This is a genomic window from Pseudomonas sp. MWU13-2517 (genome assembly GCF_023242545.1).
Lineage (GTDB): Bacteria > Pseudomonadota > Gammaproteobacteria > Pseudomonadales > Pseudomonadaceae > Aquipseudomonas.
Window position 1 is genome coordinate 15,577 of the sequence record NZ_JALMFA010000026.1, and the last position, 18,635, is coordinate 34,211.

Annotated in this window: 15 protein-coding genes, 4 tRNA genes and 1 riboswitch; of the genes, 16 read left to right on the top strand and 3 right to left on the bottom strand. The window is 58.8% G+C overall.

Annotated elements, in window-relative coordinates:
• Positions 1-61: 61 nt before the first annotated feature.
• The 7 genes from M5B97_RS27175 to astE all read left to right on the top strand — a co-directional run bounded on the left by M5B97_RS27175 (position 62) and on the right by astE (position 7,980).
• Positions 62-1,282 carry an aspartate aminotransferase family protein gene (locus M5B97_RS27175; protein WP_248733199.1) on the top strand — a complete coding sequence of 407 codons (1,221 nt, stop codon included), beginning with the start codon at positions 62-64 and terminating at the stop codon, positions 1,280-1,282.
• A gap of 262 nt (positions 1,283-1,544) precedes the next feature.
• Entirely contained in the window at positions 1,545-2,564 is a 1,020-nt protein-coding gene (gene aruF, locus M5B97_RS27180; RefSeq protein ID WP_134661302.1) for an arginine/ornithine succinyltransferase subunit alpha, read from the top strand.
• Positions 2,565-2,625: 61 nt separating this feature from the next.
• Complete coding sequence (gene astA / locus M5B97_RS27185) at positions 2,626-3,651, top strand: arginine N-succinyltransferase (RefSeq protein WP_123714307.1); 1,026 nt, start codon at positions 2,626-2,628, stop codon at positions 3,649-3,651.
• Positions 3,648-5,117, top strand: coding sequence for a succinylglutamate-semialdehyde dehydrogenase (gene astD, locus M5B97_RS27190; RefSeq protein ID WP_248733204.1), 1,470 nt, complete (start codon positions 3,648-3,650; stop codon positions 5,115-5,117). The genes astA and astD overlap by 4 nt, the downstream gene beginning before the upstream one ends.
• Before the next feature lie 186 nt (positions 5,118-5,303).
• A complete protein-coding gene (gene astB / locus M5B97_RS27195; RefSeq protein ID WP_248733200.1) occupies positions 5,304-6,650 on the top strand; it encodes an N-succinylarginine dihydrolase in 1,347 nt (448 codons plus the stop codon).
• Between the two features lie 23 nt (positions 6,651-6,673).
• On the top strand, positions 6,674-6,964 hold the full coding sequence (locus tag M5B97_RS27200) for a hypothetical protein (protein ID WP_003214319.1): 291 nt from the start codon (positions 6,674-6,676) through the stop codon (positions 6,962-6,964).
• A gap of 11 nt (positions 6,965-6,975) precedes the next feature.
• Positions 6,976-7,980, top strand: a complete 1,005-nt coding sequence (astE, locus tag M5B97_RS27205) for a succinylglutamate desuccinylase (protein WP_248733201.1) — start codon at positions 6,976-6,978, stop codon at positions 7,978-7,980.
• A 69-nt stretch (positions 7,981-8,049) separates the two neighbouring features.
• Here the strand turns inward: astE and M5B97_RS27210 are convergent, their stop codons facing one another.
• Positions 8,050-8,559, bottom strand: a complete 510-nt coding sequence (locus tag M5B97_RS27210; protein ID WP_090369065.1) for a 6,7-dimethyl-8-ribityllumazine synthase — start codon at positions 8,557-8,559, stop codon at positions 8,050-8,052.
• A 114-nt stretch (positions 8,560-8,673) separates the two neighbouring features.
• Positions 8,674-8,843: riboswitch (FMN riboswitch) on the bottom strand.
• Between the two features lie 191 nt (positions 8,844-9,034).
• On the opposite strand from M5B97_RS27210, the gene ltaE reads away from it, so the two are divergent.
• The 8 genes from ltaE (at position 9,035) to mgtE (ending at position 16,778) form a co-directional block, all read left to right on the top strand.
• Positions 9,035-10,039: a low-specificity L-threonine aldolase gene (gene ltaE / locus M5B97_RS27215; RefSeq protein WP_248733202.1), complete on the top strand. Its 1,005-nt coding sequence runs from the start codon at positions 9,035-9,037 to the stop codon at positions 10,037-10,039.
• A gap of 146 nt (positions 10,040-10,185) precedes the next feature.
• On the top strand, positions 10,186-12,804 hold the full coding sequence (gene alaS, locus M5B97_RS27220; RefSeq protein ID WP_248733203.1) for an alanine--tRNA ligase: 2,619 nt from the start codon (positions 10,186-10,188) through the stop codon (positions 12,802-12,804).
• A 97-nt stretch (positions 12,805-12,901) separates the two neighbouring features.
• Entirely contained in the window at positions 12,902-14,143 is a 1,242-nt protein-coding gene (locus M5B97_RS27225) for an aspartate kinase (protein ID WP_016973712.1), read from the top strand.
• A gap of 176 nt (positions 14,144-14,319) precedes the next feature.
• A complete protein-coding gene (gene csrA, locus M5B97_RS27230; RefSeq protein ID WP_003175645.1) occupies positions 14,320-14,508 on the top strand; it encodes a carbon storage regulator CsrA in 189 nt (62 codons plus the stop codon).
• A gap of 62 nt (positions 14,509-14,570) precedes the next feature.
• Positions 14,571-14,661 (top strand) — tRNA-Ser (locus tag M5B97_RS27235).
• Between the two features lie 108 nt (positions 14,662-14,769).
• A tRNA-Arg gene (locus M5B97_RS27240) sits at positions 14,770-14,846 on the top strand.
• A gap of 72 nt (positions 14,847-14,918) precedes the next feature.
• Positions 14,919-14,995, top strand: a tRNA-Arg gene (locus M5B97_RS27245).
• 340 nt (positions 14,996-15,335) lie between these two features.
• A complete protein-coding gene (mgtE, locus tag M5B97_RS27250) occupies positions 15,336-16,778 on the top strand; it encodes a magnesium transporter (RefSeq protein WP_123714313.1) in 1,443 nt (480 codons plus the stop codon).
• A gap of 108 nt (positions 16,779-16,886) precedes the next feature.
• On the opposite strand, the gene M5B97_RS27255 is transcribed toward mgtE, so the two are convergent.
• Together M5B97_RS27255 and M5B97_RS27260 are read right to left on the bottom strand one after the other, a co-directional pair.
• Positions 16,887-17,213, bottom strand: coding sequence for an Arc family DNA-binding protein (locus tag M5B97_RS27255; protein ID WP_003193592.1), 327 nt, complete (start codon positions 17,211-17,213; stop codon positions 16,887-16,889).
• 549 nt (positions 17,214-17,762) lie between these two features.
• On the bottom strand, positions 17,763-17,990 hold the full coding sequence (locus M5B97_RS27260; protein ID WP_134661308.1) for a hypothetical protein: 228 nt from the start codon (positions 17,988-17,990) through the stop codon (positions 17,763-17,765).
• A gap of 325 nt (positions 17,991-18,315) precedes the next feature.
• Between M5B97_RS27260 and M5B97_RS27265 the strand changes: the two genes are divergently transcribed.
• Positions 18,316-18,392: transfer RNA gene (locus tag M5B97_RS27265), tRNA-Arg, on the top strand.
• Positions 18,393-18,635 lie beyond the last annotated feature (243 nt).

The window sequence follows — 18,635 nt, forward strand, 5'->3', positions numbered from 1 at the left end:
TCCTTACAATCCCTGCATCGCCCGCCAGTTCCAGGCAGGCGTTCCTCTTCAGGAGACTCCGATGTCCGTTGAGCAAGCCCCGGTGCAACGTGCCGATTTCGACCAGGTCATGGTGCCTAACTACGCACCCGCCGCATTCATTCCTGTGCGTGGCGAAGGTTCACGCGTGTGGGACCAGGCGGGTCGCGAGCTGATCGACTTTGCCGGTGGCATCGCGGTCAACGTATTGGGCCACGCCCACCCTGCGCTGGTCGGTGCGCTGACCGAACAGGCTAACAAGCTGTGGCATGTCTCCAACGTATTCACCAATGAGCCGGCCCTGCGCCTGGCGCATAAGCTGATCGACGCCACCTTTGCCGAGCGTGTGTTCTTCTGCAACTCCGGCGCCGAGGCCAATGAAGCGGCGTTCAAGCTGGCTCGTCGCGTAGCGTTCGACCGTTTCGGCAGCGAGAAGTACGAGATCATCGCCGCGCTGAACAGCTTCCACGGCCGTACCTTGTTCACCGTTAACGTCGGTGGCCAGTCCAAGTACTCCGATGGTTTCGGTCCCAAGATCACTGGCATTACCCATGTCCCTTATAACGACCTGGCCGCGCTGAAAGCCGCCGTCTCGGACAAGACGTGTGCCGTGGTGCTGGAGCCGATCCAGGGCGAAGGCGGCGTGCTGCCGGCCGAGCTGGCCTACCTGCAAGGCGCGCGTGAGTTGTGCGACGCACACAACGCATTGCTGGTGTTCGACGAAGTGCAAACCGGCATGGGCCGCAGCGGCCATCTGTTCGCCTACCAGCATTACGGCGTGACGCCAGACATCCTCACCAGCGCCAAGAGCCTGGGCGGTGGTTTCCCGATTGCGGCGATGCTCACCACCGAAGCGCTGGCCAAGCACCTGGTGGTCGGCACTCACGGCACTACCTACGGCGGCAACCCGCTGGCATGCGCGGTGGCGGAAGCGGTAATCGATGTGATCAACACCCCGCAAGTCCTCGCCGGCGTCAGCGCCAAGCACGCTCTGTTCAAGACGCGCCTGGAGCAGATCGGCAAGCAGTACGGCATCTTCACCGAAGTGCGTGGCATGGGCCTGCTGATCGGTTGCGTACTGAGTGATGCTTTCAAGGGCAAGGCCAAGGACGTGTTCAACGCGGCCGAGAAAGAAAACCTGATGATCCTGCAAGCTGGCCCTGACGTGGTGCGTTTCGCCCCGAGCCTGGTGGTGGAAGACGCGGATATCAACGAAGGCCTGGACCGTTTTGAGCGTGCAGTGAAGACGTTGACGCAAGCCTGATGGACCATTCGGCGCCTGGCGATCAGGCGCCGAGCAAAATTCTATAGGCCGGACCGAGTCAAATGTGGGAGCTGCTTTTTGTGGCGAGGGAGCTTGCTCCCACTGGAGTGCGAAGCGCTCCCAATATCTTTGGGGCCGCTACGCACTCCAGCGGGAGCAAGCTCCCTCGCCACAAAAGCCGGCTCCCACATTTGGACCTGTGTTGAATCAGGACCTGTCCGGTATTTTTTTCCGTGAGTTTTTCGAGTTAAGGAGTGACACCATGCTGGTGATGCGCCCCGCGCAAATGGCTGATCTGGGCGAGGTACAGCGTCTGGCTGCGGACAGCCCGATTGGTGTCACCTCCTTGCCGGATGATGTGGAACGCCTGAGCGACAAGATCGCCGCCAGCGAAGCGTCCTTCGCGGCCGAGGTGAGTTTCAATGGCGAAGAGAGCTATTTCTTCGTGCTGGAAGACACCGAGACCGGCAAGCTCGCCGGTTGCTCGGCCATCGTCGCCTCGGCGGGCTATTCCGAGCCGTTCTACAGCTTTCGCAATGAAACCTTCGTGCACGCCTCCCGCGAGTTGAAGATCCACAACAAGATCCACGTGCTTTCGCAGTGCCACGACCTCACCGGTAACAGCCTGCTCACCAGTTTCTACGTGGTGCCGGAGCTGGTTGGTTCGCCGTGGTCGGAACTCAATTCCCGTGGTCGCCTGCTGTTCGTTGCCAGCCATCCCGAGCGCTTTGCCGACTCGGTGGTGACCGAGATTGTCGGCTACAGCGACGAGCACGGCGACTCGCCGTTCTGGGACGCCATCGGTCGCAATTTCTTCGACCTCAACTACGCCGCCGCCGAGCGCCTGTGCGGGCTGAAAAGCCGCACCTTCCTTGCCGAGCTGATGCCGCATTACCCGATCTATGTGCCGTTGCTGCCGGACGCAGCCCAGGAAGCCATGGGGCAGGTGCACCCGCGCGCGCAGATCACCTTCGACATCCTGATGCGCGAAGGCTTCGAGACCGATCATTACATCGACATCTTCGACGGTGGCCCGACGCTGCACGCACGGGTTTCGGGCATTCGCTCCATCGCCCAGAGCCGTGTGGTGCCGGTGAAGATCGGCGAGATGGTCAAGGGCGCCGGCCGGCAGTACCTGGTGAGCAACGCGCAATTGCAGGATTACCGCGCCGTGATGCTGGAGTTGGACTACGCGCCCGGCAAGCCAGTGACCCTGGACCTGGCGGCCGCCGAAGCCCTGGGCGTTGGCGAAGGCGCGAGCGTGCGCCTCGTTGCGGTTTGAGAGCCGGTTTAAATAGAGTTTCGCGGGTGGCTGACAACGGCGGCCCGTTCGAGGAGATAGCATGATCGTTCGTCCCGTACGCAGCAGCGATTTACCGGCCCTGATTGATCTGGCACGCAGCACCGGCACCGGGCTCACCACCTTGCCGGCCAACGAAGAACGCCTGACCCATCGGGTTGGCTGGGCGGAAAAAACCTTTCGCGGCGACGCCGGACGCGGGGATGCCGACTACCTGTTCGTGCTGGAAAACGACGAAGGCCGTGTGGTGGGCATTTCCGCCATCGCCGGTGCCGTCGGCCTGCGCGAGCCTTGGTACAACTTTCGGGTGGGCCTGACCGTCAGCGCCTCCCAGGAGTTGAATATCTATCGCGAGATTCCAACGCTGTTCCTGGCCAACGACCTCACCGGTAATTCCGAGCTGTGCTCGCTGTTCCTGCACGCCGATTACCGCACTGGCCTCAACGGCCGCATGCTGGCCAAGGCCCGCCTGCTGTTTATCGCGGAGTTCCCGCAACTGTTTGGCAACAAGATCATCGCCGAGATGCGTGGCGTGTCCAACGAAGCCGGGCGTTCGCCGTTCTGGGAGAGTCTGGGCCGTCATTTCTTCAAGATGGAGTTCAGCCAGGCCGACTACCTTACCGGCGTGGGCAACAAGGCGTTTATTGCTGAGCTGATGCCGAAGTTTCCGCTGTACAGCTGCTTCCTGTCCGAAGACGCGCGCAATGTGATCGGCAAGGTCCACCCGGATACCGAGCCGGCACTGAGCATGCTCAAGAGCGAAGGTTTCAGCTACCAGGGTTACGTCGACATCTTCGACGCCGGCCCGGCGGTGGAGTGTGAAACCAGCAAGATCCGTGCTGTGCGTGACAGTCAGTCACTGGTTTTGGCCATCGGCACGCCGGGGGACGACGCCACGCCTTTCCTGATTCATAACCGCAAACGCGAGGATTGCCGCATTACGGCCGCACCGGCAAGGCTGGCGGCAGGCACCCTGGTGGTCGATCCACAGACCGCCAAACGCCTGCAATTGGTGGTGGGTGATCAAGTGCGTGCCGTACCGTTGTCCGCTGCTCGGGAGTCGAAATAATGAATTCGCTGTATATCGCAGGTAGCTGGCTCGCTGGCCGAGGTGAACTGTTTGAGTCGCGCAACCCGGTAACCCAGCAAGTACTGTGGGCCGGCAATGGCGCCACCGTCGAACAGGTAGAGTCTGCGGTGCAGGCTGCGCGCCAGGCATTTCCAGCCTGGGCCAAGCGCCCGCTGGAAGAGCGCATCAGCGTGCTGGAAACTTTCGCAGCGACCCTGAAAAAGCGTGCCGATGAAATCGCCCGCTGCATCGGTGAAGAAACCGGCAAACCACTGTGGGAGTCGGCTACCGAAGTCACCAGCATGGCCAACAAGATTGCGATTTCGGTGCAAAGCTACCGCGAACGTACCGGCGAGAAGAGCGGCCCCCTGGGCGATGCCACTGCTGTGTTGCGCCACAAACCACACGGTGTGGTGGCGGTGTTCGGCCCTTACAACTTCCCCGGCCACTTGCCGAACGGGCATATCGTCCCGGCCTTGCTGGCGGGTAATACCGTGCTGTTCAAGCCCAGCGAGCTGACCCCGAAAGTCGCCGAGCTGACCGTGCAGTGCTGGATTGAAGCCGGTTTGCCGGCGGGCGTGCTCAACCTGCTGCAGGGCGCTCGGGAAACGGGTATCGCCTTGGCTGCCAACCCGGGGATCGATGGTTTGTTCTTCACCGGTTCCAGCCGTACCGGCAACCACTTGCACCAGCAATTCTCCGGGCGCCCGGACAAGATCCTGGCGCTGGAGATGGGCGGCAATAACCCGCTGGTGGTGGACGAGGTGGCCGATGTGGATGCGGCGGTCTACACCATTATCCAGTCGGCGTTTATCTCCGCCGGTCAGCGCTGCACGTGTGCCCGCCGCTTGCTGGTGCCCGAAGGTGCCTGGGGCGATGCGCTGCTGGCGCGCCTGGTGGCGGTCACGTCGACCATTGAAGTCGGCCCGTTCGACCAGCAACCGGCACCGTTCATGGGTTCGGTGATTTCCCTTGGCGCGGCCAAAGCGTTGATGGACGCCCAAGAACTGATGTTGGCCAATGGCGCCGTGGCGTTGTTGGAAATGACCCAGCCGCGGGAGCAGGCTGCCTTGCTGACGCCGGGCATCATCGACGTGACCGCAGTGACCGAACGCGCGGATGAAGAACTGTTCGGCCCGCTGTTGCAGGTGATTCGCTACGCTGATTTTGCCGGGGCGATTGCCGAGGCCAACAACACCCAGTACGGCCTGGCCGCTGGCTTGCTGTCGGACTCCGAAGCGCGTTACCAGCAGTTCTGGCTGGAAAGCCGCGCGGGTATCGTCAACTGGAACAAACAACTGACCGGCGCTGCGAGTACCGCGCCGTTTGGTGGCGTCGGGGCGTCGGGCAACCATCGCGCCAGTGCGTATTACGCGGCGGATTACTGCGCGTACCCGGTGGCGTCGCTGGAAACCCCGAGCCTGGTGGTCCCCGCAACACTGACCCCCGGCATTACGCTGATCTAAATGCAGGAGCGGGCCCCTGTGGAGGCGGGCTTGCTCACGAAAGCGGTGGTTCAGTCGCTGGATGTATTGGCGAACGCACCGTCTTCGCGAGCAAGCCCGTGCCATACAAGCCTGCCCCGCAGTTGATTTGTGGTGTATTCAAGTAATCTGATGCCTATAAAAACAGATGTTCGTGGAGCCTCGCCGATGAAATCCTATGAAGTCAATTTTGACGGTCTAGTGGGGCCGACCCATAACTACGGCGGTTTGTCCTACGGCAACGTCGCGTCCCAGAGTAACAGCCAGCAGTCTTCGAACCCGAAGGAAGCGGCGTTGCAGGGCCTGCAGAAAATGAAGGCCCTGATGGACATGGGGTTTGTGCAAGGCGTGCTCGCGCCACAGGAACGCCCCGACGTGGCGGCCCTGCGCAGCCTTGGCTTCAGCGGCACCGACGCGCAAGTGATCCAGCAAGCGGCCAAGCAGGCCATGCCGCTGTTGGTGGCGAGCTGCTCTGCGTCGAGCATGTGGGTGGCCAACGCGGCTACCGTCAGCCCGAGCGCCGACACGGCGGATGGCCGCGTGCATTTCACCGCCGCCAACCTCAACTGCAAATACCACCGCAGCATCGAGCACCCGACCACCAGCCGCGTGCTGGGGGCCATGTTTGCAGATGGGAAACACTTCGCCCACCACGCGGCGTTGCCGGCGGTGGCGCAGTTCGGCGACGAGGGCGCGGCCAACCACACGCGTTTCTGCCGCGCGTACGGCGAGGCTGGCGTTGAGTTTTTTGTGTTTGGCCGCAGTGCGTTCGACACCCGTTACCCGGCGCCGCAGAAGTACCCGGCGCGCCAGACCCTCGAAGCATCCCAAGCCGTTGCACGCCTGCACGGCCTGAGCGATGACGGTGTGGTCTACGCCCAGCAGAACCCGGCGGTGATCGATGCCGGTGTGTTCCATAACGATGTGATCGCGGTGGGCAACGGTGAGGTGCTGTTCTATCACGAAGACGCGTTCCTCAATACCGAACAGATGCTGGCGGAGTTGCAAGCCAAGTTGGGCAAGCTGGGTGGCAACTTCCAGTCGGTGTGCGTACCGCGTGCCCAGGTCAGCGTTGAGGATGCTGTGCGCTCCTACCTGTTCAACAGCCAATTGCTGACCCGCGCCGACGGCTCGATGCTGCTGATCGTGCCGGAAGAATGCCGCGCCAACGAACGCGTCTGGCAGTACCTGCAAGGCTTGATCACGTCCGGTGGGTTGATCCGCGAAGTCAAAGTCTTCGACCTCAAGCAAAGCATGCAGAACGGCGGTGGCCCGGCGTGCCTGCGCTTGCGCGTCGCCTTGAATGAAACGGAGCTGGCAGCGGTGAATCCAGGCGTTATCATGACCGCGCCGCTGTACGACACGCTGACCCAATGGGTTGACAGGCACTACCGCGACAGCCTGCGTGAAACCGACCTGGCTGACCCGCAATTGCTGCTTGAGTGCCGGACGGCACTGGATGAACTGACGCAAATCCTTAAACTGGGCTCGGTTTATCCTTTCCAGATCAATTAACGCCGCACGACCGAGAGTTATTTATGACCACCGACACCCTGAAACTGATCCTTGAAGACACCGACGGCACTCAGCTGGAGACCTCCTGCACCCGCGTTGCCGTGGTGTGGCAGGGCAAGGAGATCTGGATCCAGCACGACGGCCGTGGCCAACTGCTGATCGGTGTAGATGTGGAAGAAGGCGACGCCGAGTACGCCAACCTGCTGATGCGCCCACTGGCCACCAACCTGATGAGCCTGCAACTGGAAATGGAGCCGGCCGACGTTGAGGGTGATGATGACGATCACGTCCACGGCCCAGGCTGCAACCACTAAGGAAGCTGCGTATGCTCGCCCTCGGCAAACTGCTTGAACTGACCCTCGCCGGTCGCGAACCGGCGCAAAAAATTCAACTGACTGTCGACGGCGTGCAGATGCGCTGGCTCAGCGAAGGCGCACTTGAAGTCCGCCCGCCTGAAGCGAAGGACAATGGCAGCGACCTGCTGCTGTCGTCCGGCATCCATGGCAACGAAACCGCGCCGATCGAACTGCTCGACCGCCTGTTGCATGGCATCGCCCGTGGGGAGATCAAGCCCCGCACCCGCATTCTGTTCCTGTTCGGCAACCCCGAGGCCATGCGCCGCGGCGAGCGTTACCTCGAACTGGACATCAACCGGCTGTTCAACGGCCGTCATGAAAAAAATATCGGCCCTGAAGCCATGCGTGCCGCCGAGCTTGAGCAACTGGCCCGCAGCTTCTTCAGCCAGCCCGGCCGTTCGCGCCTGCATTACGATTTGCATACGGCCATTCGGGGTTCGAAGATCGAGCAATTTGCCCTGTACCCCTGGAAGGAAGGACGCCAGCATTCGCGCCGTGAGCTGGAGCGCCTGCGCGCGGCCGGCATGGAAGCGGTGCTGATGCAGAACAAGACCTCGATTACCTTCTCTGCTTTTACCTATGAGCAATTGGACGCCGAGGCCTTCACCCTGGAGCTGGGCAAGGCGCGGCCGTTCGGGCAGAACGACGGTGTGGATGTGTCGCGTCTGGAAACTCGCCTCAAGCACATCATCGAAGGCACCGAGCCCGCGACTGACAGCCTGGACGGCCTCAAACTGTTCGCCGTTGCACGCGAAGTGATCAAGCACAGCGATGCCTTCCTGCTGCACCTGCCGGCGGACGTGGAAAACTTTTCGGAATTGGAAAAGGGCTACCTGTTGGCCGAAGACGTGGCCAAGACCCGCTGGGTGATCGAGGAGGAGGGTGCACGTATCATCTTCCCCAACCCAAAGGTGAAGAATGGCTTGCGAGCGGGGATATTGATTGTGCCGACCACGGATGCGGGCCTGGTATAGGGCCTAAGGCTTGCGAGGATCCCAATGCGGGAGGAACAGCGCCCTCCCACGTTGGTTTTGCGCTGATACTTAGACTGCTACCGCACGCGGCTCGCTGCGACGGATCGCACGCACCTTGTGCAGGGTGTCGGCGCACGTGCGCGCAGCTTCCTGGCCTTTATGCACAAAGTGATCATGGAAGAATGCATGATGCTCGCTGCCCGCATGGAAGTGATGTGGGGTCAGGGATACCGAGAACACCGGTACTTCGGTTTCCAGCTGTACTTGCATCAGGCCGCTGACCACGGATTGGGCGACGAATTCGTGACGGTAGATGCCGCCGTCCACCACCAGCGCGGCGGCAACGATACCGGCATAACGGCCGGTCTTGGCCAGCAGCTTGGCGTGCAGGGGCATTTCAAAGGCGCCGCCGACTTCGAAGAAATCGATGTCCGATTCCTGGTAGCCCTGGGCGATGATTTCGGCAAGGAAACCTTTACGGCTCTGGTCGACAATATCCTTGTGCCAGCAGGCTTGGATAAACGCGATACGCTCGCCGTGATGGTTTTTGCTTTTGCTGTCGATTGCGGTGGGTTGCATGTTCTGACTCCTGTTTAAGAAAAAAACAGGGCGTTATGAATCGAATGGGATTTAAGGGTGCGCAACGCTGTGTCCATGCAGGCATGAAATCAGCGGACGGCCCTTAGGTGCCAATCCCGTTCTCTCTTCATCCGGACTATGACCGTCGGCCCCGGGATCACACCGGGTCTGCTGACCTTGTCGCCGTCCTGCGTTAGCAGTTCGAGGCGTCAAGCGCTCGCGGGCTATGCACATTGCGCGCAATTACCGCCGGTGGGGAATTGCACCCCGCCCTGAGAACGTTGCCGCCAGAACCCTGGCGGCGGAGAGTTTTTAACACGGTTTTTCAAAAACTGCACGACCGCCGTATCGATAAGCTATATCGGTTTGTTTGGTTGGTATTCATTTGAATACACATAGGGCTTGATATCTCGCGGCTTTGCCCGCAGTAATCGTCTTCAAAGGGAACTTACCCAATCTCTCAGAGGCCAGTTTCATGTCCGTGATCGACCTGCGCAGCGACACCGTGACCCAACCCACCCCCGGCATGCTGGATGCGATGGCTAATGCGGCCAGTGGTGACGACGTCTACGGCGAAGACCCGAGCGTCAACCACCTGGAAGCCGAGCTGGCCAAGCGCCTGGGCTTTGCCAGCGCACTGTTCGTGCCTACTGGCACCATGAGCAACTTGCTGGCACTGATGGCTCATTGTGAGCGCGGTGAGGAATACATCGTTGGTCAGCAGGCCCACACTTACAAATACGAAGGCGGTGGTGCGGCCGTGTTGGGTTCGATCCAACCGCAGCCGCTGGAGGTGCAGGCGGACGGCTCCCTGGATCTGGATCACGTACTGGCGGCGATCAAACCCGACGATTTCCACTTCGCCCGCACACGCTTGCTGGCGCTGGAAAACACGATGCAGGGCAAGGTTCTGCCGCTGGAATACTTGGCGAAGGCGCGCGCGTTCACCCGTGAGCATGGTTTGTCCTTGCATCTGGACGGGGCGCGGATCTACAACGCGGCGGTCAAGCTGGGTGTGGATGCGCGGGACATTGCCCAGTATTTCGATTCGGTCTCGGTATGCCTGTCCAAGGGGCTGGGGGCGCCAATCGGTTCGGTGTTGTGCGGCTCAACAGCGTTGATCGCCAAGGCGCGGCGTTTGCGCAAGATGGTCGGCGGCGGCATGCGTCAGGCGGGTTCCCTGGCGGCGGCAGGGCTGTATGCGCTGGATCATCAGGTGCAGCGCCTGGCCGACGACCACGCCAATGCCCTGTGGCTGGGCGATGAGCTGCGCAAAGCCGGCTATGAGGTGGAGCCGGTACAGACCAATATGGTTTACGTGCAGATCGGCGGGCGGGCCCAGGCCCTGAGGGACTTCGCCGCCGGACGTGGGATCAAGCTGGTCGCCGCGCCGCGCCTGCGCATGGTCACTCATCTGGATGTCAGCCGGGCGCAGTTGGAGCAAGTCGTGCAGACATTCGTCGAGTTTTCCCGAAAATGACAGTGCAGACTGTCTAATTGAGCGTTTCTATCGCATAAACACGCTGTACCACCGGCAAAGGGCCGATATAATGCGGCCCTTTGCCGTCGCTCCGTCTGATGATGTTGCGCACTGGCCTTTGGCCGCAGACTCCGTGGAAGAACCTAATGAAAAGCGCAGAAATCCGTGAAGCCTTCCTTCGCTTCTTCGAAGAGCAAGGTCACACCCGTGTAGCCTCCAGCTCCTTGATCCCTGGCAACGACCCCACCCTGCTGTTCACCAACGCGGGGATGAACCAGTTCAAGGACTGCTTCCTGGGCCAGGAGAAGCGCGCCTATACCCGCGCCACCAGCAGCCAGAAATGCGTACGTGCCGGCGGTAAGAACAGTGACCTGGAAAACGTGGGTTACACCGCTCGCCACCACACATTCTTCGAAATGTTGGGCAACTTCAGCTTCGGTGACTATTTCAAGAAAGATGCGATCACTTTCGCCTGGACCTTCCTCACCGGTGTGTTGAAGCTGCCCAAGGAAAAGCTCTGGGTCACCGTCTACGCCACAGACGACGAAGCCTACGATATCTGGACCAAAGAAGTCGGTGTGCCCGTCGAGCGCATGATCCGCATCGGCGACAACAAGGGCGCGCCTTACGCGTCCGATAACTTCTGGACCATGGGCGATACTGGCCCGTGCGGCCCTTGCACCGAGATTTTCTATGATCACGGCGCCGACATCTGGGGCGGCCCGCCGGGCTCGCCGGAAGAAGACGGCGACCGTTACATCGAGATCTGGAACAACGTGTTCATGCAGTTCAACCGCACCGCCGATGGCGTGTTGCATCCGCTGCCGGCACCGTCGGTGGATACTGGCATGGGCCTGGAGCGGATCAGTGCGGTGATGCAGCACGTTCACTCCAACTATGAAATCGACCTGTTCACCAATCTGTTGAGCGCGTCGGCTGCGGCGATTGGCTGCGCCAATGAAAACCAATCTTCGCTCAAGGTCGTATCGGACCACATCCGCTCTTGCGGCTTCCTGATCGCCGACGGTGTGCTGCCGTCGAACGAAGGCCGTGGCTATGTGCTGCGCCGTATCATCCGGCGTGCCTGCCGCCACGGTAACAAGCTGGGTGCCACCGGCAGCTTCTTCTACAAGATTGTGGCAGCGCTGGTCGCCGAGATGGGCGACGCCTTCCCGGAACTGAAGCAGCAGCAGGAAAACATCGAGCGCGTGCTCAAGGCAGAGGAAGAACAATTCTCCAAGACCCTGGAGCATGGCCTGAAGATTCTGGAGCAGGACCTGGCTGAGCTCAAAGGTACTGTGGTGCCGGGCGATGTCGTATTCAAACTGTACGATACCTATGGCTTCCCGATGGACCTGACCGCCGACATCGCCCGTGAGCGCGAGTTGACCATCGATGAAGCCGGCTTCGAGCGCGAGATGGAAGCCCAGCGCGTGCGCGCGCGTTCCGCCAGCTCCTTTGGCCTGGACTACAACACCTTGGTCAAGGTGGACGTGCCTACCGAGTTCGTCGGCTACGGCGCTACCGTCGGTTCGGCCAAGATCGTCGCCATCTATAAAGACGGCAAATCGGTCGACGTGTTGAATGAAGGCGAAGCAGCGGTCGTGGTTCTGGATCAGACGCCGTTCTACGCCGAGTCCGGTGGGCAGGTGGGTGACTGTGGTTTCCTGAGTTCGACATCGGGTCGCTTTGAAGTGCGCGACACCACCAAGACCGGCGGGGCTTTCCTGCACCACGGTGTGCTGGTGCTGGGTAACTTGACGGTCGGTGCGCCGGTCGATACCCAGGTCGATGCTGACGTGCGCCATGCTACCGCACTGAACCACTCGGCCACTCACTTGCTGCATGCGGCATTGCGTCAGGTGCTGGGCGAGCACGTTCAGCAGAAAGGTTCGTTGGTCGACAGTCAGCGCCTGCGCTTCGACTTCAGCCACTTCGAAGCGATCAAGCCTGAGCAGATCAAGGCACTGGAAGATATCGTCAATGCGCAAGTGCGCAAGAACACTCCGGTCGAGACTGAAGAAACCGACATCGACACGGCCAAGGCCAAAGGCGCCATGGCTCTGTTCGGCGAGAAGTACGGCGACAGCGTGCGTGTACTGAGCATGGGCGGCGACTTCTCGGTGGAGCTGTGCGGCGGTATCCACGCCAACCGTACCGGCGATATCGGCCTGCTGAAAATCATCAGTGAAGGCGGTGTGGCGTCCGGTGTGCGTCGTATCGAGGCGGTGACCGGTGCTGCGGCCCTGGCCTACCTCAATGCGGCCGAAGAACAACTCAAGGAAGCGGCGAGCCTGGTCAAGGGCAGCCGCGACAACCTGATCGACAAACTGTCCGCCGTCCTGGAGCGCAACCGCGCGCTGGAGAAACAGCTGGAGCAGTTGCAAGCCAAGGCAGCCAGCGCGGCGGGTGACGATTTGTCCGCTTCCGCGTTGGACGTCAAGGGTGTGAAAGTGCTGGCTGCGCGTCTGGACGGCCAGGACGGCAAGGCGCTGTTGGCCTTGGTCGATCAGTTGAAGAACAAGCTCGGCCACGCAGTGATCCTGCTCGGCGGTGTCCATGAGGATAAGGTCGTTCTGGTTGCTGGTGTAACCAAAGACCTGACTGGCCAACTCAAGGCCGGTGATTTGATGAAACAAGCCGCTGCGGCAGTGGGCGGGAAGGGCGGTGGTCGTCCGGACATGGCGCAAGGCGGTGGTGTCGATGCCGGCAGCCTGGACGCGGCCCTGGCCCTGACCGTACCGTTTGTCGAGGCCGGTATTTAAGGCGCCGTCAATGAGCCCGTGGCCTGGTCACGGGCTCGCTGAGGTGCTGGAAAATTTGTTTATTGGGCGCCCCTTTACGGGCTGAGGCGGCTTAGAAATGGCTTTGATCGTACAGAAATTCGGAGGCACCTCGGTCGGCTCTGTCGAAAGAATCGAGCAGGTCGCCGACAAGGTTAAGAAATTCCGCGATGCCGGGGATGACCTGGTAGTGGTGCTGTCGGCCATGAGCGGCGAGACCAATCGCCTGATCGATCTGGCCAAGGCAATCAGCGGTGATCAACAGCCGCTGCCGCGTGAGCTGGATGTGATCGTGTCTACCGGCGAGCAGGTGACTATTGCATTGCTGGCCATGGCGCTGAACAAGCGTGGCGTGCCGGCGGTGTCCTACACTGGCAGCCAAGTGCGCATCCTGACGGACAGTGCACATACCAAGGCGCGCATTCTGCAAATTGATGATCAGAAAATCCGTACTGATCTGAAGGCTGGGCGCGTGGTAGTTGTAGCGGGCTTTCAGGGTGTGGACGAGCAGGGCAATATCACCACCCTGGGGCGTGGCGGTTCGGACACCACTGGCGTGGCACTGGCGGCGGCCCTCAAGGCTGATGAATGCCAGATCTACACCGATGTGGATGGTGTCTATACCACTGACCCGCGTGTGGTGTCGGTGGCGCAGCGCCTGGAGAAGATCACCTTTGAAGAGATGCTGGAAATGGCCAGTCTCGGTTCCAAGGTGTTGCAGATCCGTGCGGTAGAGTTCGCCGGCAAGTACAACGTTCCGCTGCGCGTATTGCACAGCTTCAAAGAGGGTCCGGGCACCCTCATTACTATTGATGAAGAGGAATCCATGGAACAGCCGATCATTTCCGGCATCGCTTTTAATCGCGATGAAGCCAAGCTGACGATCCGTGGCGTGCCGGATACCCCGGGCGTGGCCTTCAAGATCCTCGGCCCTATCAGTAGCGCCAACATTGAAGTCGACATGATCGTGCAGAACGTTTCGCACGATAACACCACCGACTTCACCTTCACCGTGCACCGTAACGAGTACGATGCGGCGGAGCGTATCCTGCAGAACACCGCGAGCGAGATTGGCGCCCGTGAAGTGGTCGGCGATACCAAGATTGCCAAAGTGTCGATCGTGGGTGTGGGCATGCGTTCCCATGCCGGCGTCGCCAGCCGGATGTTCGAAGCCCTGGCCAAGGAAAGCATCAACATCCAGATGATCTCCACCTCGGAAATCAAGGTCTCGGTGGTGATCGAAGAGAAGTACCTGGAACTGGCTGTACGCGCGTTGCATACCGCCTTTGAGCTGGACGCTCCGGCCCGACAGGGCGAGTGACAGGTGATGCCAGGAAGGCGCGGTTTACCGCGCCTTTCATTTTTTTGTAGGGCGCATGTTCTTTTGCGTGGGCTCGACAATACTTAGGCGGTAGGGCTATGGCCATCGGGTTGTAGGCCGAAGGCCTTTTTTTTGCAGACTGTTGTTCCTGAACTGAAATGCGTGAGGTGAAAGATATGTTGATTCTGACTCGTCGTTGCGCAGAAAGCCTGATTATCGGTGATGGCGAAATCACCGTTACCGTGCTCGGCGTCAAAGGCAATCAAGTGCGTATCGGGGTTAATGCTCCGAAAGAGGTGGCGGTCCACCGCGAGGAAATCTACCTGCGGATCAAGAAAGAGAAGGACGAAGAACCAAGCCTTTAATTTTTATCGTTTTTTATGTTTGCAAACGGGGATGAACGTGGTTAATATACGCCCCGTGTTGCGGAGAGCTGGCCGAGTGGCCGAAGGCGCTCCCCTGCTAAGGGAGTACACCTCAAAAGGGTGTCGGGGGTTCGAATCCCCCGTTCTCCGCCATTATTTGCTTAGTACGTTGCAATCTGGTTTTTTCGGTAAGTTGTTGAAAATACTCGAAAAAATAGCTTTACATAGAGATTGAACGGCCTATAATGCGCGGCAACAAATGCACTCGTAGCTCAGCTGGATAGAGTACTCGGCTACGAACCGAGCGGTCACAGGTTCGAATCCTGTCGAGTGCACCATTTAAGAGTCAGTTGCAGCAATGCAGGTGGCTCGGCTTCAACCAGTTGTGACCTGGTATAAAAACACAATTTGCACTCGTAGCTCAGCTGGATAGAGTACTCGGCTACGAACCGAGCGGTCACAGGTTCGAATCCTGTCGAGTGCACCATACAAACAAAAAGCCCGCCTAGTGCGGGCTTTTTGCCGTCTGGCGTTTGTGCAGGGCTCTTTATCTTTTTCTCCTGCTTCATGTGTTTTCCTTTCGGGCTGCGTCGTCGCATTTCATAGGTGCTGCCAATCTGAGCTTTGGCTTGCAAGCGCTTGTTCTTTCCAGTTTTTTAACGTTAAAAGCGCGCGCAGCGTGTATCATTGCGCCCGTCAGCCCCGCCGGGGCTTGTGGAATACCTCCATGGACTTACCCAGTAGTTACTCAGTACCCCGCTTTACCAATCATGAATTGACTGATTGATCCTTCCGGCGTGCCCCGCTGCTGGGAGTGGAGTTCGCCTATGACCGAAGTAGAAGTAAAGAAAACACAAGAAAGCCTGCAGGATCGCCTGGCTCAAGTCATCGAGCTGCTGCAGCGCCAGCGCGTGGTTGAAGACCTCACGCATCGCCAGGAAGGTCCGCATCACGACCGCGTCGAAAACCTGGTCCACAGGCAAAATCTCGTCGAGTTGCAACGCAAGCTCGATGACCTGCACTCTGCCGACGTTGCTTATATCCTCGAAGCTTTGCCGCTGGATGATCGACTGACGCTCTGGCAGTTGGTCAAAGCCGACCGCGACGGTGACATCCTCCTCGAAGTGTCCGACTCGGTTCGTGAAACCCTGATCGCCGATATGGACGATCACGAGCTCTTGGCTGCGGCCAGGGAGATGGATGCCGACGAGCTGGCTGACCTGGCCCCGGAGCTTCCACGTGATGTTGTCCATGAGCTGATGGAGGCACTCGACGGTCAGCAGCGTGAGCGCGTTCGTTCTGCGTTGTCTTACGACGACGACCAGGTCGGCGCTTTGATGGACTTCGAGATGGTCACCATCCGCGAAGACGTCAGCCTGGAAGTGGTACTGCGTTATCTGCGTCGTTTGAAAGAGCTGCCAGGCCATACTGATAAGCTGTTTGTCGTGGATTACGAAGGTATCCTCAAGGGCGTGCTGCCGATAAAGCGCCTGCTGGTCAACGACCCGGAGAAGAAAGTTGCCGATGTAATGGCCAGCGATCCGGTGAGTTTTCACCCCGACGAAGACGCCTATGATGCCGCTCAAGCATTTGAGCGTTACGACTTGATTTCTGCTCCGGTAGTCGACAAGAACGGCAAGCTGATCGGTCGTCTGACTATCGACGAAATGGTTGACCTGATTCGTGAGGAAAGTGAAACCGAAGTTCTCAACATGGCGGGTCTGCGTGAGGAGGAAGATATTTTCGCTTCGGTCTGGCGCTCCTTGCGTAACCGTTGGGCATGGCTCGCCATCAACCTGATTACCGCTTTCATTGCTTCCCGAGTGATTGGGTTGTTCGAGGGGTCGATCGAGAAGCTGGTGGCTCTGGCTGCGTTGATGCCGATTGTTGCGGGCATCGGTGGTAACTCCGGCAACCAGACTATCACCATGATCGTGCGCGCTATGGCGCTTGACCAGGTGAACACCGGTAATACCTCGCGCCTTATGCGCAAGGAGCTGGCGGTGGCGCTGATTAACGGAGTGGTGTGGGGTGGGGTGATCGGTATTGTGGCCTACCTGCTTTATGGCAGTTGGTCGCTCGGCGTGGTGATGACGGCTGCCATGACCCTCAACTTGCTGCTGGCAGCTCTGATGGGCGTGCTGATCCCTATGACGTTGGCGCGCCTGGGGCGCGACCCGGCGATGGGAGCCAGTGTGATGATTACTGCCATGACCGACAGTGGTGGTTTCTTCATCTTCTTGGGTCTGGCAACGATCTTCCTGCTCTGACTTCTTTTCCAGGTGGGAGCAATTCTGCTCCCATCGTTCTGTATTGCCTTCCCAAATTTCGCACAAAAAAAAGCCAGCACTTGGCTGGCTTCGGCTTTCAGTGGTGAATCAATTAGCTTCTGCGGCTGCCTCAACGTCATGTGCGATGAGCGAGACGAGAGCATTTTGCTGACGGTGGGAGAGCTGACGAAAACGCTGCAGCAGTTCGCGTTCGTGCAGTGACAGCTCGGGGCTGTCCAGGCGCATGCTCAACTCTTCACCCAGTGCACCTTCCTGAATAAGGCTCTGCTCCAGGCGTGCGATGATTTCAGAGTTCATGCTGCGGTGATGATTGCGAGCCACCTCGGCAATGCGTTCCCGCATTCCGTCTGGCAGACGTACGACGAACTTGTCAGCCGTACGGCTGGAATAAATTGCCTGTTTCAATGGGCGCATATATTTAACCGGTTAGTTCAGAGGAGCGGTTTCTGGAATTGGCCGCAAGATGAGTGTTAAGACAAGACTCACGACCAAAGTTCAACCCGAATTGCAAAGAGGCCGCATCATGCCTCAGATTTGACGTTTACTTGGCGTCAATTCTGTGACAAATATTGAACCGCCTACAGGCTTTATGCCAGCACTCATTTGCATTTCTGCGGACTGGTTGGAAAAAATTTCACGTGGGATCTGAGTCTCTGATCGACGCGCAAGCCCAGTGCGCACGTGGGTTGAGGGCGCACATCCTATAGCAATATGGCATTTTGCCCTCAATCTTAAGACTAGTGGCAGTTTGTCTATTCGCTAGCTTCAGGCGACGTAAGGTAAAGCGGGTGTGCCAGTGCAGTCTCGGGTCGAATTTGATCCGATGGCTCACGCTCAATGGCGGGTGTGGGCTGACGGGTAAACGCGGCGCTGGCAGTCCATCCTATGACTGAGTCGTAGGCGGAGAAGGGCTGCAGTAAGCATCAAGCAAAGAAATAACGCTGGCTTGGGCGTGTTGCTACCTTAGAAAACCCAGTGTTGGGATGCGGCGGTATCCTGAGTGCCTTCAGCCGTGTGAGTGAGAGCGGGTGGGGTGGCGGTCATTACGGCCAGTTGTGGGCGCTGTTGAAGATGGTGCGGGGTCGATTGGTTGATCTGCGCCGTGTCTTGGGCATTGGTAGATTGGACATGAAAAAAAACCAGTGCGGCCAATGCCATACTGTTCAGGACTAACAGGGCTGCGCTGTTCATTTTCATTTCCTCCGCCGATAGTTTTGCAGGACTGGCCTTTGAGGATAAATGTTGCAGATGTCGTGCCAATCATTTACTTCAATAAAATCAATAGGTTAAGTGATTTATGAGGCCTGTTTCGTTGCAATCTGCAATGAAGGCGTTTTTTGGATAATGCAATTTGCATGATCTCATTTGCAGCCCTGATTTGCGGGGTTAGGTCATGTTGTGTTGTACAAGGGAAGGCCTACATTCAAAAAGCCTAAGGACGACATGACAAAATTTGTCCTGGCCGTTACCATGCACGCCGTCTGTCGGTAGGCACTCAGCCTGGCGATGTTCATTTGTCCCAGTAGCTCAATTGGATAGAGCATCCCCCTCCTAAGGGGAAGGTTGGCCGTTCGAACCGGCCCTGGGACACCATCCTATACGCTGAAGTATCAGTCTTAGATATTTCACTGAGTTATGCGTCAGCCTCGCTTTCCTTTTCTCGTCTTGCTCGCACTCTAGTGTTTCCGGCTGCCTTCAGAGGTATGAGTCAGCTGTATGCTTAGCCGTGTTGAAGCGTGTTTGCTGAAAGCTGTTTCTCTTCTCTATATAGAAGGCTTGGCGTGTAGGATAAAAATTCATTTTATCGAATTAAGTGCTTGACGCCTCTGCTGGTGT